This window comes from Rhizobium anhuiense (genome assembly GCF_003985145.1).
In the GTDB taxonomy this organism is placed as follows: domain Bacteria; phylum Pseudomonadota; class Alphaproteobacteria; order Rhizobiales; family Rhizobiaceae; genus Rhizobium; species Rhizobium anhuiense.
The window spans coordinates 585,586-610,381 of sequence record NZ_ML133522.1 but is presented as its reverse complement, the minus strand read 5'-3'; the positions used below and the strand labels follow the sequence as shown (position 1 = coordinate 610,381).

The 24,796-nt window shown below is 62.2% G+C and carries 23 protein-coding genes; 8 read left to right on the top strand and 15 right to left on the bottom strand.

The window, feature by feature from the left end:
- Positions 1–6: 6 nt before the first annotated feature.
- From EEQ99_RS09065 to EEQ99_RS09045, 4 genes are all read right to left on the bottom strand, one after another.
- Entirely contained in the window at positions 7–1,152 is a 1,146-nt protein-coding gene (locus EEQ99_RS09065) for an ABC transporter ATP-binding protein (protein ID WP_127430256.1), read from the bottom strand.
- 46 nt (positions 1,153–1,198) lie between these two features.
- On the bottom strand, positions 1,199–2,050 hold the full coding sequence (locus tag EEQ99_RS09060; RefSeq protein WP_127430255.1) for a carbohydrate ABC transporter permease: 852 nt from the start codon (positions 2,048–2,050) through the stop codon (positions 1,199–1,201).
- Positions 2,050–2,934 carry a carbohydrate ABC transporter permease gene (locus tag EEQ99_RS09055; protein WP_127430254.1) on the bottom strand — a complete coding sequence of 295 codons (885 nt, stop codon included), beginning with the start codon at positions 2,932–2,934 and terminating at the stop codon, positions 2,050–2,052. Before EEQ99_RS09055 ends, EEQ99_RS09060 begins: the two co-directional genes overlap by 1 nt.
- Before the next feature lie 273 nt (positions 2,935–3,207).
- A complete protein-coding gene (locus tag EEQ99_RS09045) occupies positions 3,208–4,482 on the bottom strand; it encodes an ABC transporter substrate-binding protein (RefSeq protein ID WP_127430252.1) in 1,275 nt (424 codons plus the stop codon).
- A gap of 193 nt (positions 4,483–4,675) precedes the next feature.
- On the opposite strand from EEQ99_RS09045, the gene EEQ99_RS09040 reads away from it, so the two are divergent.
- From EEQ99_RS09040 to EEQ99_RS09030, 3 genes are all read left to right on the top strand, one after another.
- Positions 4,676–5,899 (top strand): ROK family transcriptional regulator, encoded by a 1,224-nt coding sequence (locus EEQ99_RS09040; protein ID WP_127430251.1) that lies wholly within the window; start codon positions 4,676–4,678, stop codon positions 5,897–5,899.
- Positions 5,900–6,072: 173 nt separating this feature from the next.
- Positions 6,073–6,339 (top strand): DUF2277 domain-containing protein, encoded by a 267-nt coding sequence (locus tag EEQ99_RS09035; protein ID WP_127430362.1) that lies wholly within the window; start codon positions 6,073–6,075, stop codon positions 6,337–6,339.
- A 147-nt stretch (positions 6,340–6,486) separates the two neighbouring features.
- Positions 6,487–6,873 (top strand): cupin domain-containing protein, encoded by a 387-nt coding sequence (locus EEQ99_RS09030; protein ID WP_063475218.1) that lies wholly within the window; start codon positions 6,487–6,489, stop codon positions 6,871–6,873.
- An 80-nt stretch (positions 6,874–6,953) separates the two neighbouring features.
- On the opposite strand, the gene EEQ99_RS09025 is transcribed toward EEQ99_RS09030, so the two are convergent.
- Positions 6,954–8,630 (bottom strand): globin-coupled sensor protein, encoded by a 1,677-nt coding sequence (locus tag EEQ99_RS09025; protein ID WP_127430250.1) that lies wholly within the window; start codon positions 8,628–8,630, stop codon positions 6,954–6,956.
- A gap of 544 nt (positions 8,631–9,174) precedes the next feature.
- Here EEQ99_RS09025 and EEQ99_RS09015 point away from each other — a divergent pair.
- Positions 9,175–9,789, top strand: coding sequence for a 3'-5' exonuclease (locus tag EEQ99_RS09015; RefSeq protein ID WP_028756802.1), 615 nt, complete (start codon positions 9,175–9,177; stop codon positions 9,787–9,789).
- Between the two features lie 72 nt (positions 9,790–9,861).
- Here the strand turns inward: EEQ99_RS09015 and EEQ99_RS09010 are convergent, their stop codons facing one another.
- Both EEQ99_RS09010 and EEQ99_RS09005 read right to left on the bottom strand, forming a co-directional pair.
- Positions 9,862–10,317 (bottom strand): DUF4168 domain-containing protein, encoded by a 456-nt coding sequence (locus tag EEQ99_RS09010; RefSeq protein ID WP_028756803.1) that lies wholly within the window; start codon positions 10,315–10,317, stop codon positions 9,862–9,864.
- A 228-nt stretch (positions 10,318–10,545) separates the two neighbouring features.
- On the bottom strand, positions 10,546–11,409 hold the full coding sequence (locus EEQ99_RS09005) for a DMT family transporter (RefSeq protein WP_127430361.1): 864 nt from the start codon (positions 11,407–11,409) through the stop codon (positions 10,546–10,548).
- Between the two features lie 90 nt (positions 11,410–11,499).
- Between EEQ99_RS09005 and EEQ99_RS09000 the strand changes: the two genes are divergently transcribed.
- The gene (locus EEQ99_RS09000; protein ID WP_127430249.1) at positions 11,500–12,909 is read left to right on the top strand and encodes an aminotransferase-like domain-containing protein; all 1,410 of its coding nucleotides are present in this window, start codon (positions 11,500–11,502) and stop codon (positions 12,907–12,909) included.
- A 194-nt stretch (positions 12,910–13,103) separates the two neighbouring features.
- Here EEQ99_RS09000 and EEQ99_RS08995 read toward each other — a convergent pair whose 3' ends face one another.
- Positions 13,104–13,505: a response regulator gene (locus tag EEQ99_RS08995; protein WP_003560657.1), complete on the bottom strand. Its 402-nt coding sequence runs from the start codon at positions 13,503–13,505 to the stop codon at positions 13,104–13,106.
- A gap of 10 nt (positions 13,506–13,515) precedes the next feature.
- Positions 13,516–15,261, bottom strand: coding sequence for a sensor histidine kinase (locus EEQ99_RS08990; RefSeq protein ID WP_127430248.1), 1,746 nt, complete (start codon positions 15,259–15,261; stop codon positions 13,516–13,518).
- 87 nt (positions 15,262–15,348) lie between these two features.
- Between EEQ99_RS08990 and EEQ99_RS08985 the strand changes: the two genes are divergently transcribed.
- Positions 15,349–15,885, top strand: coding sequence for a GNAT family N-acetyltransferase (locus EEQ99_RS08985; RefSeq protein WP_127430247.1), 537 nt, complete (start codon positions 15,349–15,351; stop codon positions 15,883–15,885).
- A 112-nt stretch (positions 15,886–15,997) separates the two neighbouring features.
- On the opposite strand, the gene EEQ99_RS08980 is transcribed toward EEQ99_RS08985, so the two are convergent.
- The 3 genes from EEQ99_RS08980 to EEQ99_RS08970 form a co-directional block, all read right to left on the bottom strand.
- Positions 15,998–16,912 (bottom strand): phosphotriesterase family protein, encoded by a 915-nt coding sequence (locus tag EEQ99_RS08980; protein WP_127430246.1) that lies wholly within the window; start codon positions 16,910–16,912, stop codon positions 15,998–16,000.
- A 127-nt stretch (positions 16,913–17,039) separates the two neighbouring features.
- The gene (locus EEQ99_RS08975) at positions 17,040–17,672 is read right to left on the bottom strand and encodes a Vgb family protein (RefSeq protein WP_028758212.1); all 633 of its coding nucleotides are present in this window, start codon (positions 17,670–17,672) and stop codon (positions 17,040–17,042) included.
- A gap of 45 nt (positions 17,673–17,717) precedes the next feature.
- The gene (locus tag EEQ99_RS08970; RefSeq protein WP_097542226.1) at positions 17,718–18,938 is read right to left on the bottom strand and encodes a helix-turn-helix domain-containing protein; all 1,221 of its coding nucleotides are present in this window, start codon (positions 18,936–18,938) and stop codon (positions 17,718–17,720) included.
- A gap of 118 nt (positions 18,939–19,056) precedes the next feature.
- Here EEQ99_RS08970 and EEQ99_RS08965 point away from each other — a divergent pair, with 118 nt between their 5' ends.
- Positions 19,057–19,854: a DUF899 domain-containing protein gene (locus tag EEQ99_RS08965; protein WP_127430245.1), complete on the top strand. Its 798-nt coding sequence runs from the start codon at positions 19,057–19,059 to the stop codon at positions 19,852–19,854.
- A gap of 5 nt (positions 19,855–19,859) precedes the next feature.
- Positions 19,860–20,201, top strand: coding sequence for a hypothetical protein (locus EEQ99_RS08960; RefSeq protein ID WP_047611722.1), 342 nt, complete (start codon positions 19,860–19,862; stop codon positions 20,199–20,201).
- A 108-nt stretch (positions 20,202–20,309) separates the two neighbouring features.
- Here EEQ99_RS08960 and EEQ99_RS08955 read toward each other — a convergent pair whose 3' ends face one another.
- The 3 genes from EEQ99_RS08955 to EEQ99_RS08945 all read right to left on the bottom strand — a co-directional run bounded on the left by EEQ99_RS08955 (position 20,310) and on the right by EEQ99_RS08945 (position 24,774).
- Positions 20,310–20,951, bottom strand: a complete 642-nt coding sequence (locus tag EEQ99_RS08955; RefSeq protein WP_063473335.1) for a metallophosphoesterase family protein — start codon at positions 20,949–20,951, stop codon at positions 20,310–20,312.
- Between the two features lie 133 nt (positions 20,952–21,084).
- A complete protein-coding gene (locus tag EEQ99_RS08950) occupies positions 21,085–23,832 on the bottom strand; it encodes an EAL domain-containing protein (RefSeq protein WP_244604777.1) in 2,748 nt (915 codons plus the stop codon).
- A 72-nt stretch (positions 23,833–23,904) separates the two neighbouring features.
- Positions 23,905–24,774 (bottom strand): FecR domain-containing protein, encoded by an 870-nt coding sequence (locus EEQ99_RS08945; RefSeq protein WP_244604776.1) that lies wholly within the window; start codon positions 24,772–24,774, stop codon positions 23,905–23,907.
- Positions 24,775–24,796 lie beyond the last annotated feature (22 nt).

Genomic DNA, 24,796 nt, shown 5'->3' with positions numbered 1-24,796 from the left:
CTGTGTTTATCGGTCGAGGATGGTCTTGCGGGCGCTGATCGTGCGTCCGCCGTCGGGCGAGAAGAGATAGAGTTCGCTGGCGTCGAGCTTCAGCGCGACGTTCTGATCGGCGGCAAAAGGCGCGACATAGCTGAGCTGCACCGTGATGTTGCCGGTGCCGCTCTCCGAGGCGACGGTCCTGAGATTGCCGGCGTCGATATAGAGAATGGTCTCGCGGCCGAGATGCTCGACGAGCCGGACCTGACCGTTGATCGCCCCGCTTTGGCTGCCGTCGGCGACCACCGAGATGTTCTCCGGCCGCACACCCAGCGTCAGGTTGGCGCCTTTCGCCAGCGCTGTCGCCTCCGCCAGTTCCACCGTCACCGGCACAAGGCCGGGCGCCGAAACCGTGACATTGCGGCCGGACACCTCATCGACGGTGACGCCGAGGAAGTTCATTCTGGGCGCGCCTAGGAAGCCCGCGACGAAGAGGTTGTCGGGGTTGCGGTAGAGCTGCAGCGGCGAGCCGACCTGCTCGATCACCCCCTGGTTCAAGACGACGATCCGGCTTGCCATGGTCATGGCCTCCACCTGGTCGTGGGTGACATAGACCATGGTGGCGCCGAGTTCCGCATGCAGGCTGCTGAGCTCGACACGCATCTGGGTTCTGAGCGCGGCGTCGAGGTTCGACAGCGGCTCGTCGAAGAGGAAAACGTCGGGCGAACGGGTGATCGCCCGGCCGATCGCTACGCGCTGCCGCTGGCCGCCGGAGAGCTGCTTCGGCCGCTTCTCCAGCTGGTCGGTGATCCTCAGGATCCGGGCGGCGCGTGCCACGGCCGCCTCGATCTCGGCCTTCGGCCGTTTGGCCATCCGCAGGCCGAAGCCCATGTTCTCCGCTACCGTCATGTGCGGATATAGCGCGTAGGACTGGAAGACCATGGCGATGCCGCGGTCGCCCGGTTCCTGCTTGGTGACGTCGCGGCCGTTGATCAGGATCTGGCCGGAGGAGATCGCCTCCAGGCCGGCGATCGACTTCAAAAGCGTGGACTTGCCGCAGCCGGACGGGCCGACCATGACGATGAACTCGCCTTGCGCGACGGAAAGATCGATACCGCGCAACGCATGATAAGCGCCGTAATTCTTGTTGATCTCACGGAGTTCGAGACTGGTCATGCGTCCTGGCTCTCTGCTGTTGAAACTGGAAAATCGAAGTGCTGGATCATCCCTTCACCGCTCCCATGGTCAGGCCGGCGATGAAGTGCCGCTGCATCAGGAAGAACATGATGACCGGCGGCACGGCGACGACGATCGTGCCTGCCGAAATCAGGTTCCAGGCCGAGACCCATTCGCCGCGCAGATTGGCAAGGCCTGCCGTGACCGGCTTGACGTTGTCGCTGACGGTCAGCACCACGGCCCAGAAGTAGTCGTTCCAGATGAAGGTGAAGATCAGGATGGCAAGTGCCGCCAGCGCCGGCCGCACCAGCGGGATCGCCACGTGCACGAGCGTCTGGAAGGGAGAGGCGCCTTCGGCGCGGGCCGCCTGGAACAGTTCGTCGGGAAGTGCCGCAATGAAATTGCGCATGAAGAGTGTCGCAAAGCCTGTCTGGAAGGCGACGTGGAAGATGATCAGCGCCGCCGTCGTGTCGATCAGATCGAGCTGCACCATCAGGTCGCGCACCGGGATCATCATGATCTGATGCGGCAGGAAATTGCCGCCGACGAACAGCGCAAAGATCAGCATGTTGCCGGGAAAGCGGTACCGCGACAGCACGTAGCCGGCGAGCGTGCTGAGCGCCAGCACGCCGATCACCGAGGGAACGGTGATGATCAAGCTGTTGAGGAAGTAGCGGGCCATCGGCGTCTGCGTGAAGACATCAGTATAATTGTCGATCACGCCGATGCCGGTCGGCCATCCCCACAGATTGCCGCCCATGACATCCTCGGTCGTGCGGAAGGAGGTCAGGATGATCGCAAACAGCGGGCAGAGCCAGAGCAGCAGCACGATGACGACGGCGAGCACATAAAAGCGTCGCTGCCAGACTGCGGCTTCGGGAATAGGACGAGGATACATCAGCCTCCCCTTTCTTCGGTGCGGATGATGCGGCTGAGGTACCACGCGATGAAGGCGGCCATGATCACGAAGAGCACGGAGGCGATCGCGGCGCCGTAGCCGAAGCGATAGGAGAAGATCGACTGCTCGAACATCTGGTAGGCGAGAACCGAGGACGAGCCGAACGGACCACCGTTTGTCATCACCGACACCATGTCGAAGGATCTGAGCGCGCCGACGACGGTGACGGCAATGGCGATGAAGGTGACCTGGGTCAGTTGCGGCAGCACGATGTGCCACAGCATGTTCCAGCCCCTCGCCCCGTCGACACGGCCGGCCCCGATCAGCTCTTCGCTGAGATTGTTGAGACCTGCGAGATAAAGCACCATGCAGAAGGTGATCTGCGGCCAGAGTGCTGCAATCACGATGGCGAAGGTGACGAAATGCTCGTCGGAGAGAACCGCCGGCGCCGTCGCTCCAAAGGCCTTGAAGATCAGCGCGAGCAGCCCGAATTCCGGCGTATAGACCCAGGTGAAGACGACGCCGACGGTGACCGAGGCGAGCACCAGCGGGATGAAGAACAGCGATTTCAGAAAGCGCATGCCGCGGATTTTCTGATTGACCAGCAGCGCGATGGCGAGGCCGAGCGGCGGTGCCGCCATGAACATGACAAGCCAGATCAGGTTGTTCTTCAGCGACACGTAGAATTGCGGATCGTCGTAGAGCTCGACGTAATTGCCAAAGCCGATCCACACCATCGGGCCGAAGCCGTCCCAGTCGTGCAGGCTGATCCAAAGGCTCCGGGCGGCCGACAGCAGGATGACGGTGAAAAACAGCAATATCGCCGGCGCGATGAGCAAAGTCGGGGTAAGCCACCAACGCTGGCGGCGCCATAATGTCTGCATTTCAGGAGCCTCGTTTACGACAAAAGCAAGCGGCGAACTGCCCCTCATCGGGCTGCGCTGGTCGGGCTGCCCCTCATCCGGCTGCCGCCACCGACCGGGGTCGAGCCACGGGTCTCGACCCGTCCTTCGGACCCACGCTCGCGGGGCGAAGGGACGAAGCCACAACCTCTCCGCCGCCCGCACACGTCTCGCAGGGCACGTCCCCTCTCCCCGTCAAAACGGGGAGAGGCTAGGGTGAGGGGCAACCATGAACGCCAGGACGAGCGGCCGACGTCAGATCTTGTAAATCCGCTTACGCGTGCCCTCGAGGCGCGTCAGGATCGCCTTGCGCCGTTCGGGTTTGGCCATGAATTCCTGGAAGCCGACGAGGCCGGCCTGCGCCATGTCGGGGTCGCTGTCACGGTCGTAATATTGCGACGTGCCCTCTACCGTTTTCATCGTCTCGACGGCAATGTTGACCAGCGGGTCCTTGCTGGGCGGCAGGTCGTGGCGCGGCGGCACGTTGCCGCCCGGCTCCAGATAGGCCGCCAGATTCTCAGGCTTGTAGAAATAGGCGAGGAATTCGCGCGCGCCCTGCTTGTTCTTGGCCTTCGCCGGAATATGGATCGAATTGACCGAAAACTCTTCGAAGTGGCCGACCTTGGAATCGAGCACCGGGAAGGTCGCATAGGAGAGCTGCGGCAGATCGTCGGCGGTGAAGGCCGAGCGCAGGAAGGCGCCCAAGTTCATCATGCCGGCCTTCTTCTGCGCCAGCAGCGCCGCGGCCTCCTGCCAGCCGAAGGACGTGTGGTTGGCCGTGAAGAAGTCCTTTGATATCATCGCTTCCCACTGGTCGAACACGGCCGTCAGCGACGGATCGAGATAGCTCATCTCGCCATTCATCAGCGCCATGTGCTTGTCGAGGCCGTTGATGCGCAGGTTCATCTGATCGAACCAGCCGGCAGCCGGCCACAATTCCTTGGTACCGATCGCAACCGGCGTAATGCCCGCCGCCTTGCACTTGTCGCCATAGGCCATGAATTCCTCGGCGGTCTTCGGCACGGTCAGCCCATGCTGCTCGAACACATCCTTCCGGTAGAACATGCCCCAGAGCGTGCCGCCTGTGGGAAGGCCGTACTGCTTGCCGTCTTCGGTAACGGCCCCCGCCGTCGCGCCGAGCACGTCCTTGTACTTCTCTTTCTCGAAAAGATCGGAGATGTCGTCGAATAGGCCGCGCTTGACGAAGGCGCGCATGCGATTTCCCGAAAACCAGGAGCAGACATCAGGCGCGCCGGCGACGAGATAGTTGCGGATGGCCGTCTTATGGGCCTCGTGATCCATATTGTTGATGACGACGTTGACGCCGGCTTCCTTGCTGAAGCCCGCGGCGATTGCCTTCAGCGCATCGAGCGCGGCCCCATTGTTTTCGGCCGAGATCATCGTGACCTCTTGGGCCTGCGCGATCGCGGGAATTGGAAAACTGCCGGTGACCGCAGCGGCAGACACGATGCCCGCACCCTTCAGGAAGCTCCTGCGGGTGGCTGACGGAAATTGCTTCGAAAATGCCATTGAATTCCTCCCAGTTGATCGATCGACATCTCCCGACCGCCGCCTCCTCCATGAAACGACCGACCAGGCTTTCAACGCTGCGATCCACCCCAATTCCAGCGATAATCCGCCTGGCTGAGTTGATCCGCGGCCGAACTTATGCATAGATCTTTGCAGCCCGCAATAATTAATTTACAAAATTAAGGAATGCAAAGTGAAGCTCAAAGGCGACCAGACCACGGCGAGAGCCATGAACCGACGCCTCATCCTCAACCTCCTCAGGCGCGAGGGACCGAGGAGTCGCGCCGACATCGCCACCGTCATCGGCTTGAGCCCGGCGGCCGTGACCTTCGTTGTTTCAGACCTGCTGGAGGAAGGCATCGTCGTCGAAGGCAAGACCGTACCCGGCCTCACCGGCCGCCGACCGATCCCCGTGGATATCAACTACGAACACGCGCTTGCCGTCGGCTTCAAGCTGATGGTGGATTCGGTGGAATGCGTGGCGACCGACCTCGCCACCAACCCCATCGCCGCCATGCGCGTAAGCCTCGACGGCCATGAGCCCGAGAAGGTCGCCGACCTGTTGGCGGGTACCGTGCCAGAACTGGTGAAGCTCGCCGGCCGTCCCAACGCCAAGCTCGCCGGCATCGGCATCTCCATGCCGGGCGTCTTCAACCACGAACAGACCGCCTGCGTGCGCAGCCACCGCTTCAGCTGGGACAACGTCCCCCTCGCCTCGCTGGTCGCAAACCGCGTGCATGTCCCGGTCTGGCTGGAAGACGATACCAACGCCTATGCCATCGCCCAGCAACTCTTCGGGCTCGGCCGCCAACATCGCAACATGGCTGTCCTCGCCGTCGGCGTCGGCATCAGCTGCGCGCTCGTCATCGACGGCAAGCTCTATCGCGGCGCAAATGGAGCGGCCGGCAAGTTCGGCCATACCCTCTTCGAAGAGAACGGCCGGCTCTGCGAATGCGGCAAGCGCGGCTGCCTGATGGCCTATCACTCCGAAGCTTCGATGCTAAGGCGCTGGCGGGAAGCAACTGGCCGAGACGAGCTCGATCTGCCAGAACTCTGCAAGGCGCTCACATCAGGCGACCCCACCGCCCTCGCCCTCGTCGCCGATTCCGGCCGCGGCATCGGCACCGCCCTTGCCAATCTCGTCAACATCACCGATCCCGAAGTCATCGTCGCCGGCGGCGAAGCCGTCTCCCTCGGCGATCCTTTCCTGGCGCCGCTGCGCGAGGCGCTGGCCGCCCGAACCTTCAGGACCGCGCCACCGCTTTTGCCCGACTGGGAAGACAATTCCTGGGCAAGGGGTGCCGCCGCCCTGGTGACGCAGAAGATCTTCGACTTTGAATCGTCGGGTGGGGTGACTGATATTGCGACGCTGGGAGGGGTTAGGTTGAAAGCGCCGGGGTCTTCGTCGGCGGCTTGAGCGATGAGGTCATTGCTGCTGGCGAACGTGTGGCTTCGGCAGCTTACGAATACAGTGAAGGGATCACTGGGTGGGAAGTTCCCGTGGTCGATTGCAATTCGCGCTCGCGCGACTAGTTTTTATACTGGGCCACGCTCCCCTCGGTGGCAAAGAGAAATGACCGTGAGCAAGCCATGTGCCGAAATATAAAACCACTGTTCAATTTCGATCCGCCAGCGACGGATGAGGAGATTCATGATGCCGCGCTGCAGTTCGTACGCAAGCTGAGCGGAGCGACCAAGCCGTCGAAGCGCAACGAGGTTGCGTTCGAACGCGCGGTCGGTTCGATCGCTGCTTGCGCCCGCGAACTGCTCGATTCACTGGAGACGTCTCAACCGCCTCGCGACCGCGAGGAAGTAGCGGCGAAGGCCCGCGCGAGAATCGCGATCCGCTTCGCGTAAGAAAAGTCCCGTCCTCGCAGGAGGTAGGCCTGCAGATACACTGTCTTACAAAAATGGGGGTTTCCAGACACATCCCTGGTTCAATCATCGACTGAAATACCGATGCGGCCGATGAGCCGAAAATGGTCAATTCAGAAGGATGCAACGATGAAAATGATCCAGGCTATCGCACTCGCCCTTGTTCTCGGCGGCGCAGCAGCAGCACAGGCAGAACAGCCGCTGCAGCGCACTGATCTCATAAGGAACGATATTGACGTGCCCGGCCACGAGGCTATTCAGGTCCGCGTCGATTTTGCTCCCGGCGTTCTCGCCCCCAAGCACTCGCATCCCGGCGAAGAGATCGCATTCGTCATCGAAGGAACATTGGAATACCAGCTCGAAGGCGCAGAGCCGGTGACCCTGAAAGCCGGCCAATCCTTGTTCATTCCATCAGGCGTCGTTCACTCGGCGAAGAACATCGGCAGCGGCAAGGCGTCGGAATTGGCGACCTACGTCGTCCGCAAGGGAGAGACCCTCGTCGTGCCTGCGAAGTGAGACCACATCAGCATTGAACCGCCGGCACGTAAAGCGCTCACGCTCGGACCTTTGGTCCGAGCGCCCGCTAGGTGACGATCTCAGAACTCGTCCCACTGGCCGCTCGCCAGCGCCGCGTTGCCCTGTGTCTGATACGCCTTGGCGACCCTGGCCTTGAGTTCGCGCGCGGGAGACCCCGCATCCGTCGGCTTCGCCGGCGCCAGCCTTGGGGGAGCGGAAGATGCGGACCTCTTGCCGATATGGAATTGGCTGAGCATTTCCGCGATCCGTCCGATCTCCCGGACAAGAGCATGGCTTGCGGCCGTGGATTCCTCCACCACGGCGGCATTTTGCTGCGTGCCCTGATCCATGGCATTGACGGCCATGTTGATCTCGGCAAGCGCGGTCGCCTGTTCGCGCGCCGCCTCGACGATCGAGCCGATATGATGGTCGATCTCCTTGACCTCATCGACGATGACAGCCAGCGCTTCTCCCGTTTCCCCAACCAGCGAAACGCCTGTCTTGACCTGCTCGCCGGAGGTATTGATCAATTCCTTGATCTCTTTTGCCGCCTTGGCCGAACGCTGGGCCAGCTCGCGGACTTCCTGGGCGACGACGGCAAATCCCTTGCCGGCCTCACCGGCGCGCGCGGCCTCGACGCCGGCGTTCAGCGCCAGCAGGTTCGTCTGGAAAGCAATCTCGTCGATCACGCCGATGATGCTGGAAATCTCACGCGATGAACTGTCAATCGCGCCCATCGCGGTAACCGCCCGCTGGACGATCTGGCCGGATTTTTCCGCACCGGCGCGCGCCTTTGAAACCAGCTGCCCCGCCTCCTCCGCGCGCCTGCTGGAATCCTTGACGGTCGTGGTGATCTCTTCGAGCGCGGCCGCAGTCTCCTCGATGGAAGCGGCCTGTTGCTCGGTGCGCTTGGCAAGCGCGTCGGCGGCGGAGCGAATCTCCTGCGATCCGGCATGGATCTGCGACGCGGCGGAATCGATCTCGCTGATCGTGCTCGTCAATTGATCCAGCGCGTGGTTGAAATCGTCACGCAGTTGGTGATAGGCGGCGGGCAGGTCATCGGTGATGCGATAGCTGACATCCTTGGCGACGATGGCGGACATCGCCTTGCCGAAACAGTCACTCACAAGCTTCTGCTCGCTCGCAATCGCTTCCGCCTGAGCCTTCTGCTTGGCGATTTCCGCTTCGTCGATATAGACCGAAATGGCCAGATCCATATCGAGCATCACGGCCTTGACCAGACTTGCCAACGCCTTCGCGAAGTCCGCCGGCTTCATGGTTTTCTTGGAAAACATTCTGCCTTTTGGAAACATCTCCTCGACAGCGCTCTTGATCAGGTGGTCGACAAGGATGGCGTAGCCGCCGATATACCATCTGGGTTCCAAGCCGATACGCGCGTGAACGGTGCCGATGGTACGGACCTTGGCGACGTAGTCCTCATTGAAGTTGCCATCGGATATATTCGCCCAATGCCCCACCTGGGCGCCCTTGGCTCTGGCAATATGCTCATCCGACGAAAAGAAGCGCTTGACCTCGGGGCTGTTGCGCAACTGCGCATAGAATTTGTCGAGACCATGCGGCAATTCCCGCTCGATCAGCGCTTTCAGCGAACGGATCCCGGCACGCCCTTGCTGGTCGAGCCCCATGAATTCGAGGCGACGTTCGATATTCCGGTTTTGCGACCCGGCATCGGCCTGTCCGGGTGTCGGGTGCCCATGAGCCTGATGACCAGTGGGGGCATGGAAATAGTTCGACATTGGCACCTCTTAGAGACAAAACTTCGGTAACCGATGTGGCGCGGGAATCCGTCTCCGAAACCCTTATTCATAGCAGCTTTTCGTGCAGACCCCGCCCATCGGACAACCGCGAATTGACGGCCGGCATGGTTTGGAAAGAGTAAATTCCCTTGATAAAACACAATTATTCAACGCCCTTTGGATACACACGCGGATTTTGGATGTTCTTGCGCAAAGCGGGCATTATCGAGAGGAACGGGGACCGACGGTCCGCACAGACTGTGGATGCCAAGCCCTTTCAATGATACCCGTTCGCCTCGGCCAGCCGCAGCAGCTCGTCATTTTCGTCTGCGACGCCTTCCGTCAGGCGGGCAGCGGCAATTACGGGAAGCCAGGCCAGGATGGCACCGACCTCCACCTCGGCCACGGTGGACGAAAACAGGTGAGCGAAATTGTCGAAACACGCATAGGACGAACGGATCGCTGATGCCTGTTATAGAGAACTTGTCGGGCCACGATGGAGGGTATTCAGTCCGAAGCTCCAACTACGAGGGGAACGTCGGCCATGAAGACCGCCATCATATTCGACTGTGAATTTCTTTGCCTCGAAGGCTCGCAGCGCAGATTTTGGTGCGCGGCCCACGATCCCGATCCTGTCATTGCGCAGATCGGAGCCGTCAAGCTCGGACTCGAAGGCGAGTTTCCGATCCTTGGCACGTACAAGTCCTACGTCCGGCCCGTCGACCGCTTCGGCAAGCGGTATCCGCTCGATCCATACTTCACCCATCTGACCGGCATCACCGAAGAGGATATCGACGCCCATGGCGTGGCGCTGGAGGATGCGCTTTCCGGTGTCGACAGCTTCTCGGGCGGCGCCCGGTTCTGGTCCTGGGGTAAGGATGAGATGAACATGGTGGCCATCAGCTGCTATGTCGCAGGCATTCAGCCTTCCATCCCGGCCCGCCGGTTCGACAACGCCGTCAAGCTTCTCATCGCAGCGGGCATGCCGATCGAGGATTTGGCAAAGACGCCCAGCAACAAGCTGGCCGACTACTACAACGTCGACCATCCTGCCTTGCAGGCGCATGACGGGCTCGACGACGCTCTGTCGCTATCGTACACGCTGCAGCATCTGATGAAGATCCGGAAATTGCAGCCCGAGGTTTTCGATCGGCTCTGAAGGCACGAGACACCAAGGGCTTGAAGCAGCGCCCGGCCAAACGGCGGGCACTGCTTTCTTAGGGCGGGCAGCTTATTGCTGCTGTTGCGCTGGCGCTGCCGGCGGCGTACCGATCTTTTCCAGAACCTTCTTGGCCAGGGCCGGGTCGCTCTGCGCGGCGGTCAGGATCGAGGAATATTCCTCGACGGAGATGCCGTTGGAGGCTTCGACGGTATCGACCATCTGCTTCTTGGCTTCATCCTGTAGCTTTTGCTTGGCAGCCTCGTCCTTCGTCGCGCCGATCTTGGCCGAATATTCCTGGCGGACCTTGTCGACCTGCAGATAAGCAACGGCAAAGGCCTCGATTTTCTGATCGCTGACGGGTGCGGCCGCGCCGTTGCCACCGGTCTGTCCCTGCATCGGCGCCTGGCCTTGTGCCGGCGGCTGCTGTTGCGCCTGGGCCATATCAACAGCGAATGCCGGGCTGAAAGCAAGCAGGCTGAAGACCGCAGCGGTCATCGTTGCGACGGGTGTGTAACGAGTGATCATATTCGTTCCTTTTCACGTGCATGATTTGAGCGGCAGCAGAACCGCCTCGGTCGATCGCTCAGCCGTTGGGGCTGGCGAGGTCGCGACGATGGAACCTTTAAGAGGGCACGGTGCGGCGGCAACGGGGCGATTTGCTGACGATTGAGCGGCGGCTTTGTGACCGTCGACATGTCGGCTGGTGGTCACCGCACCGTCACTTCCAACCACTTGCCGTGACCGGAGCAACCGCTACCGCGCAAACCTGCGGGCGCCGGCCACGCACAGAATGACGGCGACCGTGACGGCGAGCATGGCCCAGGTCACGGGCTCGTGCAGCAGGGTGGCAGCAAGCGCCAGGCCGAAGAATGGCTGGAGCAGCTGCAGTTGGCCGACGGCGGCGATGCCGCCCTGCGACAGGCCGCGATACCAGAAGATGAAGCCGATCAGCATTGAGAACAGCGAGACATAGGCAAGGCCGAGCAGAGCCGGCGTTTCGATGCCGGAGAAGCTCGCCGGCCTGTAGAAAACCGCGACCGCGACCATCACCGGCAGCGACAGAACCAGCGCCCAGGAAATCACCTGCCAGCCGCCGAGTGTGCGCGAAAGCCTGCCGCCTTCGGCGTAACCGAGGCCGCAGACGATGATCGCCGCCAGCATCAAGAGGTCGCCGACCGGTGACGCCGTTAACCCTTGCGCCAGCGCGAAGCCCGCCACCAGCGCGCTGCCCAGGATGGAAAACAGCCAGAATGCCGGCTTCGGCCGCTCTCCGCCGCGGATCACGCCGAAGATCGCCGTCGCCAGCGGCAGCAGGCCGATGAAAACGATCGAATGGGCCGATGTGACATGCTGCAGCGCCAGCGCCGTCAGCAAGGGGAAGCCGACCACGACGCCGAGCGCGACGACGGCAAGGGAGAGGATATCGCGCCCGCTCGGCCGTTTCTCTCTGAAAGCGATCAACAGGCCGAGGGCGAGAATGCCGGCGATCGCCGCGCGCACCACGGTAAGAAAGACGGGATCGAACTGCATCACCGCCACGCGCGTCGCCGGCAGCGATCCGCTGAAGATCACCACCCCGATAAAACCATTGATCCATCCCGATGCCATGCGGTCCATGATGCGCTGCACTCCTTCTTTTCCCAGCTCTTATCGGCCAACGGCGATGGTCACGACAGTGACAGTCTGATACGATTTCGTGAAACTGTAATGGTGCGGAAAGCAATACAGATGAATGAAGGACGCACGCGCGTGGAGATGGTCGTCGCGACGATCAGGCAACGTATTGCCGGGCGCAGCCTGACGCCGGGCGCAAGGCTGCCGTCCGTCCGGGGGCTGGCGGCGACGTTGAAGCTGTCGACATCGACGGTCGTCGACGCCTATGAGCGGTTGGTCGCCGAAGGCGCGATCCTGGCAAGACCGGGTTCGGGGTTCTATGTCGCCAACCAGGCAGCCCCATTTGCGCTTGCGGAGAGCGGACCGAAGCTCGACCGCGCCGTTGACCCGTTTTGGATATCGCGGCAATCGCTGGAGGCTGATGAAACGGACCTGAAGCCCGGCTGCGGCTGGCTGCCACCCTCCTGGCTGCCGGGGGAAGGCATGCGCCGCGGGCTGAGGACGCTTGCCCGCGCCGACGGGCCGGCCCTCGCCGACTACGGCTCGCCGCTCGGCCTGCCGCAACTGCGCCAGCTGATTTCGCGGCGCATGGGTGAACGGGGGATCGAAGCCTCCCCTGAGCAAATCATGCTGGCTGATTCCGGCACGCAGGCAATCGATCTGCTCTGCCGTTTCCTGCTGGAACCCGGCGACACGGTGCTGGTCGACGATCCCTGCTATTTCAACTTCCATGCGCTGTTGCGCGCCCATCGGGCAAAAATCGTCGGCGTCCCCTACACCCCGTCCGGTCCCGATATCGAACTGTTCGCGCAAATCGTCGCCGAAGAGCGGCCGCGGCTCTACATCACCAACTCCGCCATCCACAATCCCACAGGCGCAACGCTTTCCCCCGTGACGGCCCACCGGCTTCTGAAATTCGCCGATCAGTTCGACCTGACCATCATCGAGGACGATATCTTTGCCGATTTCGAATATACGCCGGCGCCCCGCCTTGCCGCCTTCGACGGGCTCGAGCGGGTCATTCACATCGGCAGCTTCTCGAAGACCCTGTCGGCCTCGGCGCGCTGCGGTTTCGTCGTGGCGAAACCGGAATGGATCGACGGCCTGACAGATCTGAAGATCGCCACTTTCTTCGGCGGCGGCCGGCTGACGGCGGAACTGGTGCTGAACGTCTTGAGCGACGGCAGCTATCGCAAACACATGGAGACGCTGCGACATCGGCTCTCCCGGGCGATGAGCGAGGCCTCGGCCAGGCTGAAGGGCTTAGGCATAACGCCCTGGCTGGAGCCCCAGGCCGGAATGTTCCTCTGGTGCCGGCTGCCCGAGGGCATCAATGCGGCTGATGTGGCGCGCGCCGCACTGGAAAGGAGGATCGTTTTGGCTCCCGGAAACGCGTTCAGCCTGTCGCAAACGGCAACCAATTTCATGCGCTTCAACGTGTCTCAGACGCTCGATCCGCGGGTGTTCGAGGTGCTGGGTGATGCACTGGCGGGACGAGGATAATGGAGGTAGGAGGCACAGGCTCAAGCGCCTTCTTCTCACTGCGTCCAGGCCCTCTGGAGAGCAGCCCCCCCCAACGCTTACTACTAGGGAGTGGCATTCACCAACGCCCTCATCATTGAGGCGCGGAGTCCGCAGGGCGGAGCCTCCTGCAGAGCACCACTGAGTGAGGCTCTCTCGGTCTCCGCCCGCAACCATCAAAACGACCGATGAACTGCCTTGTCGTTGGCAAGGCGCGTCACGCAGCCTTCGAGCTTGGCGAGCAGCAGATCGAAGTCGAGCGGCTTCGTCAGATAGTCCGCCGCTCCGCCGCGCAAGCCGGCAAGCGTGTTTTCCCGGTCAGTGAGCGCCGTCAGCAGGATAAAGGGAATGTTGGAGAGCTCGGGGTGGTTGATCTGAATTTCCGCCAGAAGCTGGTGCCCATCCATGACAGGCATCGAAATATCGCTGATGACGATGTCGGGCCATTTCGACAGGATCATTTCCAGCCCTTCGGCGCCGTTCGAGGCCTCGAGCGTCTTGTAACCGGCTTCGCTCAACTCTTCGACGAGGAGGTTCCGGATCTCGACTTCGTCTTCTATGCACAGGACTGTAACCATGAGCTCTTCCTTAAGCTGCGACTTGTTGATCCGACAATAGGAACTCTATTGGCAGAAGAATGGTAAATGTTGTGCCCTTGCCGAGTTCGCTCGTCACCTCGACCGTGCCGCCATGTAGTTCGACGACCTGCTTGACGACGTTGAGACCGATGCCGGTTCCGGCAATGCCCGTCGCGCTGCGGGCGCGGTAATAGGGCTGGAACAGCTTCGGCAGATCCTCCGCATCCATGCCGATGCCGCTGTCGGAGATAGCGATCTCCACCGTTTTCTCGTCGGCCCGGGCGCGAACATGAATGTCGGGCGCGTTGGGCGAATATTTGACGGCGTTCGAAATCAGGTTGGTGAAGACCTGTTCCATGGCGCTGCGGTCGAATGTCAATACATCGGGTATCGGCTCGAGATCGAGATGGAACACATGCGAGCGGCTGAGCTGACGCTGTCTGTCGCAGCAGGTGACGAGCAGGGCTTTCAGATCGCCTTCGCTGCGCTTCAGTGTGATCTGTCCGGTTTCGAGCCGGCCGCTGGCGAGAATGCTCTCCATCAGATCGACCATGCGCACCACCGCACTGCGGATCACCCCGGCTTTTTCGTGAACGTAATCACCGCTGACATTGGTAATCGAGCGGCAGAGCCGCTGGGCAGCGGCGTCGATGATGGCAAGCGGCGTGCGAAACTCGTGCGACGCCATGGCGACGAACTGGCGCTGGAGCGCATTCACCTGGCGTTCGTGCACCAGCAGGCGGTCCAGTTCCTCTCTCTGCCTTTCGATCTCGGCCGTTCGATCGGCCACCATCTCTTCCAGATGGTTGCGGTGGTGGGTGAGCTCTGCCTGGCTGTCCAGCAGGGTCAGCGAGGTGCGATGCAGACCTCGTCCGAGCCAGAACACGACGGTGATCAGCAGCGCCAAGCAAGCGAGCCCTGCCGGCGCAATCTGTTTGAGCAGCATGAATCCGGGCAGGATGGGCGGCCACACGAGATAGCCGATCGTGCCGCCGTCATGCGATGACACAGGCACTTGCGCCCGCTCGTCCTCACCTTTCGAAGGCGCGAAATGCAAACCTTCGAGCCGCGCATGATGGGCGATGCTTTCGGCAACTTTTCCATCGATGAACTTGACCGAGACGGCAATGAACTCCTGGCCGGCCTCGATCTGCATCCTGGCCGAGCTCGGCAGAATCGGACGCGCGCTGGCAATTGCCGGCCTATCGCCGATCATGATCGTGCGAACCGTAGCCAGTTGACCGAGCGCTTCAGCGCCGGGCTTTGCAGCTCGATCGACGAGAACGGCGCGCATCTCTCCGGCAAGAGCGGTCATTTCCTGGCCGTCGTCGCTCGCGTACCGGGGCGGCATGGCATCCGCGCCGTCGCGAAACGCAAACATCAGGCGATTGGTATCGTCGAAAATATAGGTCCTGTCGTGCCCGAAATACCGGCTCGTCCACTGGCCGACATTGTCGAGCAGCCATTCGTGGTTCCGCTGTTTGGCATAAAGAAAGGCGTCATCCCATTTGGTGACGCTTTCCTGTTCCCGGGGAAGCGCTGCGATCTGCTCTTCCAGTCCTTGGCCAACGAAGTCGGCCTGCCGGCGCAGCGAGAGATCATCGACCTTCATTGCGGCGAGCCACGCAAAACCGCACAGCAACACGGCCGCAGCGCAGGTGAGCGTCACCAGGACAAACGTAATGTGCGATGTGAGTCTGACCTTCAATACCTGCAACCTTTTGATGGCGACTGCCGCCGAGAAATTGACACGCAAAGGTTGACGGACCGTGAATTATGCGCTCCCGTGCAGGTCCGCAACATGTCTCCTATAGGCATTTCACAATCTTCGAAGGAGAAGCGTATGAATGCTCCCGCATCGCTGGAAACGTCGGATATCAGGATCGAACCGATCGCTGCCGCCCACATCGATAGCTTTCATCACGCACTCGACGTGGTCGCGCGGGAGAAAAAATACCTCTCCATGCTGGAAGCAACTCCCCTGCCGCAGACGCGGGAGTTCGTCATGGGCATGATTGCAAAAGGCAATCCGCAATTCGTCGCCACCGCTCACGACCAAGTCATCGGTTGGTGCGACATCAGCCGGCATTTTTTCCCGTCGCACGCCCATCGCGGAAACTTGGGAATGGGGATCCTTCCCGCCTATCGCGGCAAGGGTCTGGGACGAAGGCTCATCGAGACGACATTGAAAGCGGCTGAAGAAACCGGTTTTGCGCGTGTTGAACTCGATGTTTACGAGGACAATGCCCGTGCTATCGCTCTCTACGAAAAGGTCGGATTTGCACGCGAAGGCATCGTCCGGCGTGCGGCGTGCATCGATGGACGGTTCGTCGATGCGATCAGCATGGCGCTTTTGTTCGACGGCCGCGACTTCTCATAGATCCGGGTATCGCCGTCGATTTCTGAACAAATTCGCGCGAGCCCGGCTGACCATCATTTCGGCCTGGCGTCGGAACAAATGCCGTTCCGCGAATGAGCCCGGTCCACTCCCGCTATCTGGCGAAAGCCTCGAACGGATTCTCGTGGGTCAGGCGCATCAAGGTCCCGTCGTCTACGCCCCGCCGTTTCAACTCGGGCAGCAAGACCGTGGAAAGATGGGTGTACGGCTTGGGTGTCCCGCCCATCGGCAGTGCCGGATCGAACCAGCCCCGGTCATGGCTCAACAACAGGCGGTCGCCGCAGCCGGCCTCCAGCACCTTGATGACCAGATCCGCCACCTCGTTATCTTCGGACCGGCCGACATGGTCATACTCGATCCAGGCGCCTCGCTCGGCCACGGCGACGTTATAGGCGAAGTCCTTTTCTTCCTGCGTATGGATCGAGATGAATCTGTCGGCCCTGTAGCCCTCCGCCTCGATGACATCGAGCTGATCCATGACGACCCGTCCCCTGATCGTATGACTGCCGATGACGGCGTCTGTCTGCGCCGCGGCGCGCGCGGCCGCCCGCAGGATTTTTGTCTCGAGCGCCGTCATGCCGTCATCGCCGGCACTGAGCTTGATCCAGCCTGCCTGGAACCCGGTCTCGTCGATCTGCTCTGTCAGCTCGCGAAGCATCCATACCTCCAGTTCCTTCTCGGAAGCATGGCGGACCCATTCGGGAATCCAGGGTTCACGGTAATTGCCGGTGGGAACGACAATCGGAAAATCCGTCGCGAGCGACACGGCAAGATCGATATCCGCACGGCGTCCGACGCCGCCCGTCGAGCATTCGACCAGTGCCGTCACCCCGAGTTTCTTGATCCGTTCGATTTCGGGGGCCATCAGCCGAACGACGTCTTCAATGTCTGCTTCGGCATAACCGGGCTGGTCCGGCGTCCTGAGGTCGACGAAGACGTGCTCGTGCGGGAGGATCATCCCAAGTTCGGATTTGCTCTTAGGCCCAAGTGTCGTGCGCAGATATTTCAAAGTCTCTCCCCGCGGTCATGCCGCTTGCGTCGAGCCCTCGACCGCCCCCGAAGCTTCGACACTGCCGCGAAAGTAGATCGTCCCATGACGAAATCAATCGCTCACTCGACCGAAATTCTTCCGGGCTTCACGCCGGCCGGCGCACCGCGCGGATCTTGCCACTGCCGCCTCCGCCACAGAAGAAGCGGTCGGCACCGTCGGATTCGAGGCCGGAGACGCCGGTGCCTTCGGGCATGTCGAGCCGTTCCAGCACCTCTCCCGTTTCCGGGTCGATGCGCCTGACGTCGCTGTCGTCGCCCTCCCAGGTGCCGTGCCAGAGCTGACCGTCGACCCAGGTGACGCCTGTCACGACGCGGTTGGATTCGATGGTGCGGAGGATCTTGCCGGTCTCGGGATCGATCTGGTGGATCCTGCGGCCGCGATGCTGGCCGACCCAGAGCGTGCCCTCGGCCCAGGCAAGGCCGGAATCGCCGCCATTGCCAGGCGCCGGGATGGTGGCGAGGATACGGCCGGTCTTCGGCTCGATCTTGTGAATGACATCCTCGGCGATCTGATAGAGGAATTCACCGTCGAAGGCCGTCCCGGCATGGGATGCAACCTCGATCGAGCGCACCACCTCGCCGCTTTCGGGATCGAGCGCGTTCAGGCGGTCGCCCGAGGCAAACCAGACGTGCTCGCCGTCGAAGGTGACGCCATTGACGCGCTCAGCGCCGGGAAAAGGTCCATATTCACGCAGGATATTCGCAGCCGATTTCTTCATCTCTTCCATCCCTATGGTTCGGGCATCACAATCAGTCAGCCCACACTAATCGCTGGGCAGCGGTCCGGGGAGTAACAAGATCGTCGGGAAACCCGGCAGCGGCGGGCTCATCCAGCGCCGCGCCCGCCCGCGCCCCAGCGATTGCACCTTGCCTTCGCCCGCAAGGGAATCCAGTGCCCGCTGCACGGTGCGGGGGCTGGCGGCGAGCGCGATCGCCAAGGCCGAGCTCGACCAAGCCTCGCCATCGGAGAGGAATGCGAGCACTGCCCCATGCTGACCTTCGACGAGCGGCGCCAGCACCGCGATATCCCGGGCGCCACGCGGCGAAAGCGCAAAGCCGCGCTTCGTCGCTGACACCTCCGCCAGTCCTCGCAGTTCGGCCCGCAGCCGGCCAATCTCGACCCGCAGCCTGGCGCGATGCGATTCATCGGCGTGTTTGCCGCGGAAGGCGCGCGCGATGAGCGTTCCCCGTGTCACATCGCCCGGCCAGGCTTCGGCCAGCGTACGGGCAAGCGCAAACAGCACCGGCCGCGTCGCCAGCGAGACGGCGGCGCCCGCATTCCACACCACATGGCGGCAGGCATCGACGACGAGCGTGCCCGAACCGAGCAGCGCTTCCACCTCGCCGAGCAGCAGCAAGCGCTCCTGGCCGCGCGACATCAGCCGCGCCGCTGGCGTGTCGAGCACGAGGGCCGCAGTTTCGACCTCCGCCGTCAAAGCCTGAATATCGGCCGCACGCGCCGCAAGCCTTGCCCGGGCGAGCGCCGCACGCGCCGCCTGCGTCTGCAGGCGCCGGACGGCGATGCCGGCGGCCACCAGCTCGTGGGCAGTCCGCAGGGCCGGCGGCAGCGGCGTCGGATCGAGTGCTGCAAGCGCGCGTTCGGCCTCGTCGAGACGCCCGATCAGCACCAGCCTGCGAATGGCGACATTGCCCGCATGCGCGGCATTGACCCTGTCGCCATGCGCTTCCAGCACTTTGCGCGCCGCTTCCAGCGCCTTCGGCGGCCAGAGAAGATCGCGCGAGACGAGCGCGATCTCGGCCTCGGCAACCACGCAACGCGCCCGCGCCACCGCCTCCCGCGGGCCGAAGGCGCGCGCAGCACTCTTCAGCAGCGCCTTGGCGCGGACGAGATCGCCGAGCTGCGCCATCGCGATGCCGCGCAGCGCCAGCGCCGGCGCGTCGTCACGCAACGCCACCCGCTTCAGCGCGCCGAGCGCATCACCCGATGCCAGCGCCTGCGCCGCGGCTGTGATCAGCGAGTCCATTCAAATCCCGTCACACTTGTCACTCCCGCCATTCCCCGGCCCAGCCGTAATCTGTTCAGGACCCGGCAACCAATTCGCGCCGGATGCTACGACGACAGACAGGCAAAGGAGAAGACCCATGACGACACAGCTGAACGCAACACGGCAGCAATGGCTGACGGCAAGGCTCGACCTGCTCGAAGAGGAAAAGGCGCTGACCCGGCAGAGCGACGCGCTGGCGCTCAAGCGCCAGCAATTGCCGCGTGTGAGAATCGATAAGGAATACCGCTTCGATACGGACGACGGCAACGTCTCACTGAAGGACCTCTTCGGCGGCCGCTCGCAGCTTCTCGTCTATCACTTCATGTTCGGGCCCGATTATAGCGCGGGATGCCCCTCCTGCTCCTCGATCGCCGACGGTTTCAACGGTTTCTTCGTCCACCTCGAAAACCACGACGTCGCCTTCTGGGTGGTTTCGCGTGCGCGACTGCCCAAACTTCAGGCCTTCAAGCAACGCATGGACTGGAGTTTTCCCTGGGCCTCCTCCTTCGGCAGCGATTTCAACGGCGATTTCAGCGTCTGGTTCTCTGCCGAGCAGCAGCACCAGGGCGGCATAGAATACAACTACCGCCGCGAGCTCCCCGCTCCCGAACCGCTCGCCGGCAAGACCGTGCAAGAATGGCAGTCGCCCGGCAGCGAGGGCCCGGTCGCTCAGATCGCCGCCATAACCGGCACCGATGTCGCGACCTACACCCGCGACCGGCCGGGCGTCAGCGCCTTCGAGCTCATCGATGGCACGGTCTACCACAGCTATTCCAGCTATGCCCGCGGGCTGGATGGGCTCTGGGGCATGTACCAATGGCTCGACCGCGCCCCCAAGGGCCGCAACGAAACCGGCATCTGGTGGCGCCATCACGACCGCTACGGCAAGGAGTGACTGCGATGCTGCTTTCCACCCCCACCCCGGAGAGAGGCGACGGCAACGCCGAATGGCTCTCGCTGGCCGCCGCCGCAGTCGGATCAACTGATAAGCCGAGCAGCAGTGTGGCTAGCGCCGGCGGCCGGCTCGCCGCCCACGCCGCCGACTGGCTGGCATTCGCCGCCGCCCCAACATTCGCGATCATGGCGCTGCTGACGGCAGCAACCGGCAGCACCGACATGATGTGTATGACAACGCCTGATGCCTTCCCGATCGGGGGAATGGTGCCGATGTACCTGCTGATGGGCGGTTTCCATCTAACGCCCTGGCTGCGGCTCGTCGCCGGCCGGCAGGGCCGGAAGTGAGGATTCTGCCGCACCCCATGGAAAAGAGAGATGGGGTAGCGCTCTCGCCAAACTTCTGCTGACGGAGCGCGGCGGAGCGGAAAGGATTCCTTGCTCCGCGCTGCAAGTTCATGCCCTCACCTCGATAAAGTCGATCGGCCCGCCGGCAACCTCGTCGTCGAAGACCGCGCAGGAAAGCTTGCCGCCGAAGACACAGCCGCTGTCGATGTTGGTGCGGTTTCCTGTCGTCACCGGGTTGGACAGTGACGGCGTATGGCCGTGGACCAGGTGCTTGCCCCAATAGTCGCTGGATTCACCGGGAGGGAACCGCAACCACAGAAGATCGTCCTCGCTCTGCCGTTCCAGCGGAAACGCCGGATCGACGCCGGCATGGACGAAGATGCGATGCCGGTCGACATGCATGAGCGGACGATCAGCCGCCCATTGCAGATGCTGGGGCGGAACTCTGCCGCCATAGGATATTTCGGTCTCGAGCCCGCCATTGCCGAGCCATACGGCTCGGCTGCCGCTGTCGGCATAGGCAGCGACCATCATGTCCTCATGATTGCCTTTCAGGCATATCCATCGCCATGGGTCGGCCGTGCCGGCAATGATGCGGTCGAGGACGTTTTTGCTGTCAAACCCGCGATCGATATAGTCGCCAAGGAAGACGACTGTCCCTTCAGGCGCATAGGTTTCGACCCGATCGATCATCCTGTTCAGCGGATCGATGCAGCCATGGATATCGCCTATGGCGAATGTGTAGCGCATGTCGCATTCTTAACGCCTGTCGAGAGCCAGGTGAAGTCCGCACCACCGATGCCGACAGAAAATCCGACTCCCTCTCAGCCGCTTACCGCAATTCCTTCTGCTTCCGCTTGAAGAAAGCGGCCGGCGAGATCGGTCATGCAGCACGCGTCCAGCCCGGCTGGCGCGAAAGCGTCATCAGAGCGGCGGACGATTGCGGCTTACCGAAGAAGTAGCCCTGGCCCTCCTCACAGCCCATCTGCGCCAGCATCTGCCATTCCGTCTCGGTCTCTATCCCCTCTGCCACGACCTTGAGCCCCAGCCCGTGGGCAAGCGAGCCGACCGTCGCGACGATCGCCAGGATCTTGGGATCGTCCGCGATCTTCCTGACGAAGGACTGGTCGATCTTGAGCTTGTCGAGGGGAAAGCCGGCCATATAGCTCAGCGACGAATAGCCGGTTCCGAAATCGTCGAGCGCGACGGCAATGCCGAGCGCTCTGAGCTCCGAGATGACCGACATGATCTGCTCGCTGCCGTCGACAAAGGCGGATTCGGTAATTTCGAGATGCAGGCGCGAGGCCGCCAGGCCGCTTGTCGCCAATGCAGCCTTGACCTCTGCAACCAGATCCGGCCGGGAAAACTGGATCGGCGATACGTTGACGGCGAGATTGAGTCGATCCGGCCATTCGGTCGCCGCCCGGCATGCTTCGGCAAGCGCCCAGCAGCCGAGATCGCAGATGAAACCGCTGGCTTCGGCGACCGGAATGAAATCTGCCGGCGAAACCAGCCCGAACTCCGGATGCTTCCACCGCAAAAGAGCTTCAGCGCCAACCAATTTGCCCGTCTTGAGGTCCACCTGCGGCTGATACAACAGGAAGAATTCGAGACGATCGAGAGCAGCGCGCATCTGCCGCTCGAGCAACCGCGATTGATGCTGCCGCAGGGCGGTTACCGGATCATGAGCGCGCCATCCGCTGCCAGCCACCCGCTTGGCGTCGTCGAGCGCAATCTCGGCATGCTGAATCCAAATGTCGGCGTCACCGTTGCGCGCCGCGCTGGTGCAGATCCCGAGCCGGGCGGCGACATGGATCATCGTACCGCCAAGCGCGAACGGCTCTCGGAAAAGATCAAGGATGAACTGCGCACACCGCTCCTGACCGCACTCCACGGACGCCGGGATGACGGCCGTGAAGACATCGCCCCCCAGCCGCCCGACGAGGCTGATTGCACCCTCCGCCTCCATCCGCGCGGCGACGGCCCGCAAAAGCTCATCCCCGACATCCCGTCCCATCGCCGTATTCAGGACGGAGAAACGGTGTAGCCCCAGCGCGATCACATGGCATTCACCCTCGAGCCGATCGAGGCGACGGCGGAATTCGCGCCTGTTCATCAGACCGGTCAACTCGTCGAATTCGGATAGACGCTGAAGCTTGTCCTCGTACCGCCGGCGGGCGGTCATATCCCTGACGATCAGGCTGCCGATGAAGGATTTCGCGGCGACGATGCCGGATTCGCCGGGCCGTTCGACAGGCGAAATGGTGATCGCGGCCTCGAGATGCTTTGTCCCTCTCTCGGTTTGAAGCGAAAAACGCGCGTTGCAGGCGTGGATTGTGCCCGGCTGCGCCATATAATCCGAAGCAAGCTTGACGATGCGATGAACGAGAGGGGGCGGGATCATCGCATCAAGCGTTCTGCGCCTGTCAGCCTGTGGCTCCAAACCCAGCATCGCCGCGGCCGAGGCGCTTTCGTTCAGAATGCGGAACTGGTCGTCGAAGGCGATGACGGCGTCGACGCTGTCAGCCACGATCCTCTCGAGCAGCCGGCGCGTGTTGCGCTGCTCGGCCTTGGCAAGCTCGACCAGAAACCGGCCGAAATCGACCTTCTCGTTCAACAACAGCACGAGACCGGCAAGAAGAATGATCCACGGCCGCACCGTGTGAAGGATGAGAGCGTGATCCTTCTGAAGAAGGAAGGCCGTCACTTCACCGGCGGCGACGATGGCAAGGGCAAACGCGACGGCATGGGCTGCGGGCCGGCCGCGCATGCCAAGGGCGAGCGCAATAATGGCTGCGGCAAAGAGAAGCTCCAGCGGCATCTGGTCGATGTCCTCGAGCAGCCGCTTCTGCAGGATCGTTTCGGAAGCGAGAATATGCAGCATTGCCCCGGGCAGTGCGCCATAGACCGGGACGGGGAAAATATCCTTCAGCTCGCTCGCATAGGCGCCGACAACCACCGAACGCCCTTCCAGATCGGGCCTACCGACCTTCCCGGCAAGAACATCCGACAGCGAGAATGTCGGGACGCTCGCCGGGGCGATCGAATAGTCGATCGGATAGGAGCCTGCCGCCCTGTCGAATTTCGCCAGCACTGCGGCAACGCTTTGCGTCGGCTGATTGTCGAGAGTATCGCCAAGTGCAAACCGCCTGACCGTGCCGTCGCCGTCGAGGCCGACATTGGCGAGGGAAAGCCAGGCATTGTCGGCGAGATCCGGAATCGGCCGCGTCACCACCGTCTGCGATCCGGCCTCGGCGCCGAGATATTGCTTGAAGACCGGCAGGATCACGCCGCCTCCGGCTTCAGTCAGAGCCTTGGCCAGCCGGCCATCCTCGGCAAAGTTCGACGGCGTGCTGAAATCGACGTCGATAAAGACGTCGCCTGCGCCTACCGCAATCAGCTTGTCAATGAGCTCGGCATAGAGGCTGCGGGGCCACGGCCAGGTGCCGACCGCATCGAGGCTGCGCTTATCGATCGCGACATAGACAATATTTCCGGACGCCGCCCGTGGCGCCGCGCTGAAGCGCCAGCTCACCAGGGCATTGTCGAGATAATTCACAAAGGGCAGGATTTGCCCCGAGAGCGGCAGGCCGATCATCATCAGGATGAATAACAGCCTGACTGGGCGCAAGCGCGACAGCCGAAAGCCACGACCGCCCTTCATCAACGATGGAAACCTCTCACACCGGCCGACGGGGAAACTTCAGTCGTCATCGTTTCCCTTGCCTTTGTTCTTGTCCTTTTTGTCGCTTTTGTCTTTCTTATCTTTCTTGTCCTTATCCTTGCCGCTCCCGATTCCATTGTTGTCGCCGTTGTCGCTGTCATTCCCGACAGCGTTTCCTTGGCCGTCATCGTTGCCGGCTGCATTCTCATTGCCATTGCTGGAGCCATTATCGGCGCCGTAGCGATTGCCATTGCGGCCTTCATTGCCGAAGGAGTGGGAAGCGCTATCTCGGTCGCCGGAGCCGACGCTATTGGAAACGGATGAAGATGCGCCGGATGCCTTCGAACTCTCTGTCTCCGCCTGCCCGTTGAGGGTCGTCGCGCCGACGGCAGGCACTCGCGCCACCGACGGGGCGACCGCGGTCACCACAGGCGTCGAAACGTCGCCCGAAACCGTCATCCCTTTCACACCGTCGACGGATGCGCCCTGCCCCGGCCCGACATTCGCCCTTTGACCGCTCGCAAACGAGGTCACCTGCACCAGGCCGCGGTTGACCGTAACCTCAGCCGCGGATTTCGAGACGGAAACGCGGAAATTCGTCCCCTTCACAACGGCCGCCAGGAAAGGCGTCTGGACTGTTGTATGCGGCTTGCTGCGTTTCTCGATCTCCAGATCGAGCACACCCGCCTGCTCGACGACCTCCGTCTTCCTCTCGCCAAAGCTCGAGGTGAAGATGCCGGCGACGGTGTTGGGTTGAAACGAAATGCTTTCGACGCCGCGCACCAGCTGAACGCGTCCCCTCGGCCCGGTCGCGATCCAGGCGGTGTTGGGGATGATGTCTCCCGCTCGAACCGCTACCCAGTTCCGCTTGTCGACGGTGAAATTCACCTGCTGGCTGGCCTTGGCCACTTGCCAGTCACCCTCAGCGGCA

Excerpts from the sequence above, each read along its gene's own strand:
- EEQ99_RS09065 (WP_127430256.1), bottom strand. The coding sequence starts at position 1,152 with ATGACCAGTCTCGAACTCCGTGAGATCAACAAGAATTACGGCGCTTAT.
- EEQ99_RS09060 (WP_127430255.1), bottom strand. The coding sequence starts at position 2,050 with ATGTATCCTCGTCCTATTCCCGAAGCCGCAGTCTGGCAGCGACGCTTT.
- EEQ99_RS09055 (WP_127430254.1), bottom strand. The coding sequence starts at position 2,934 with ATGCAGACATTATGGCGCCGCCAGCGTTGGTGGCTTACCCCGACTTTG.
- EEQ99_RS09045 (WP_127430252.1), bottom strand. The coding sequence starts at position 4,482 with ATGGCATTTTCGAAGCAATTTCCGTCAGCCACCCGCAGGAGCTTCCTG.
- EEQ99_RS09035 (WP_127430362.1), top strand. The coding sequence starts at position 6,073 with ATGTGCCGAAATATAAAACCACTGTTCAATTTCGATCCGCCAGCGACG.
- EEQ99_RS09030 (WP_063475218.1), top strand. The coding sequence starts at position 6,487 with ATGAAAATGATCCAGGCTATCGCACTCGCCCTTGTTCTCGGCGGCGCA.
- EEQ99_RS09025 (WP_127430250.1), bottom strand. The coding sequence starts at position 8,630 with ATGTCGAACTATTTCCATGCCCCCACTGGTCATCAGGCTCATGGGCAC.
- EEQ99_RS09015 (WP_028756802.1), top strand. The coding sequence starts at position 9,175 with ATGAAGACCGCCATCATATTCGACTGTGAATTTCTTTGCCTCGAAGGC.
- EEQ99_RS09010 (WP_028756803.1), bottom strand. The coding sequence starts at position 10,317 with ATGATCACTCGTTACACACCCGTCGCAACGATGACCGCTGCGGTCTTC.
- EEQ99_RS09005 (WP_127430361.1), bottom strand. The coding sequence starts at position 11,409 with ATGGACCGCATGGCATCGGGATGGATCAATGGTTTTATCGGGGTGGTG.
- EEQ99_RS09000 (WP_127430249.1), top strand. The coding sequence starts at position 11,500 with ATGGTGCGGAAAGCAATACAGATGAATGAAGGACGCACGCGCGTGGAG.
- EEQ99_RS08995 (WP_003560657.1), bottom strand. The coding sequence starts at position 13,505 with ATGGTTACAGTCCTGTGCATAGAAGACGAAGTCGAGATCCGGAACCTC.
- EEQ99_RS08985 (WP_127430247.1), top strand. The coding sequence starts at position 15,349 with ATGAATGCTCCCGCATCGCTGGAAACGTCGGATATCAGGATCGAACCG.
- EEQ99_RS08975 (WP_028758212.1), bottom strand. The coding sequence starts at position 17,672 with ATGAAGAAATCGGCTGCGAATATCCTGCGTGAATATGGACCTTTTCCC.
- EEQ99_RS08970 (WP_097542226.1), bottom strand. The coding sequence starts at position 18,938 with ATGGACTCGCTGATCACAGCCGCGGCGCAGGCGCTGGCATCGGGTGAT.
- EEQ99_RS08965 (WP_127430245.1), top strand. The coding sequence starts at position 19,057 with ATGACGACACAGCTGAACGCAACACGGCAGCAATGGCTGACGGCAAGG.
- EEQ99_RS08960 (WP_047611722.1), top strand. The coding sequence starts at position 19,860 with ATGCTGCTTTCCACCCCCACCCCGGAGAGAGGCGACGGCAACGCCGAA.
- EEQ99_RS08955 (WP_063473335.1), bottom strand. The coding sequence starts at position 20,951 with ATGCGCTACACATTCGCCATAGGCGATATCCATGGCTGCATCGATCCG.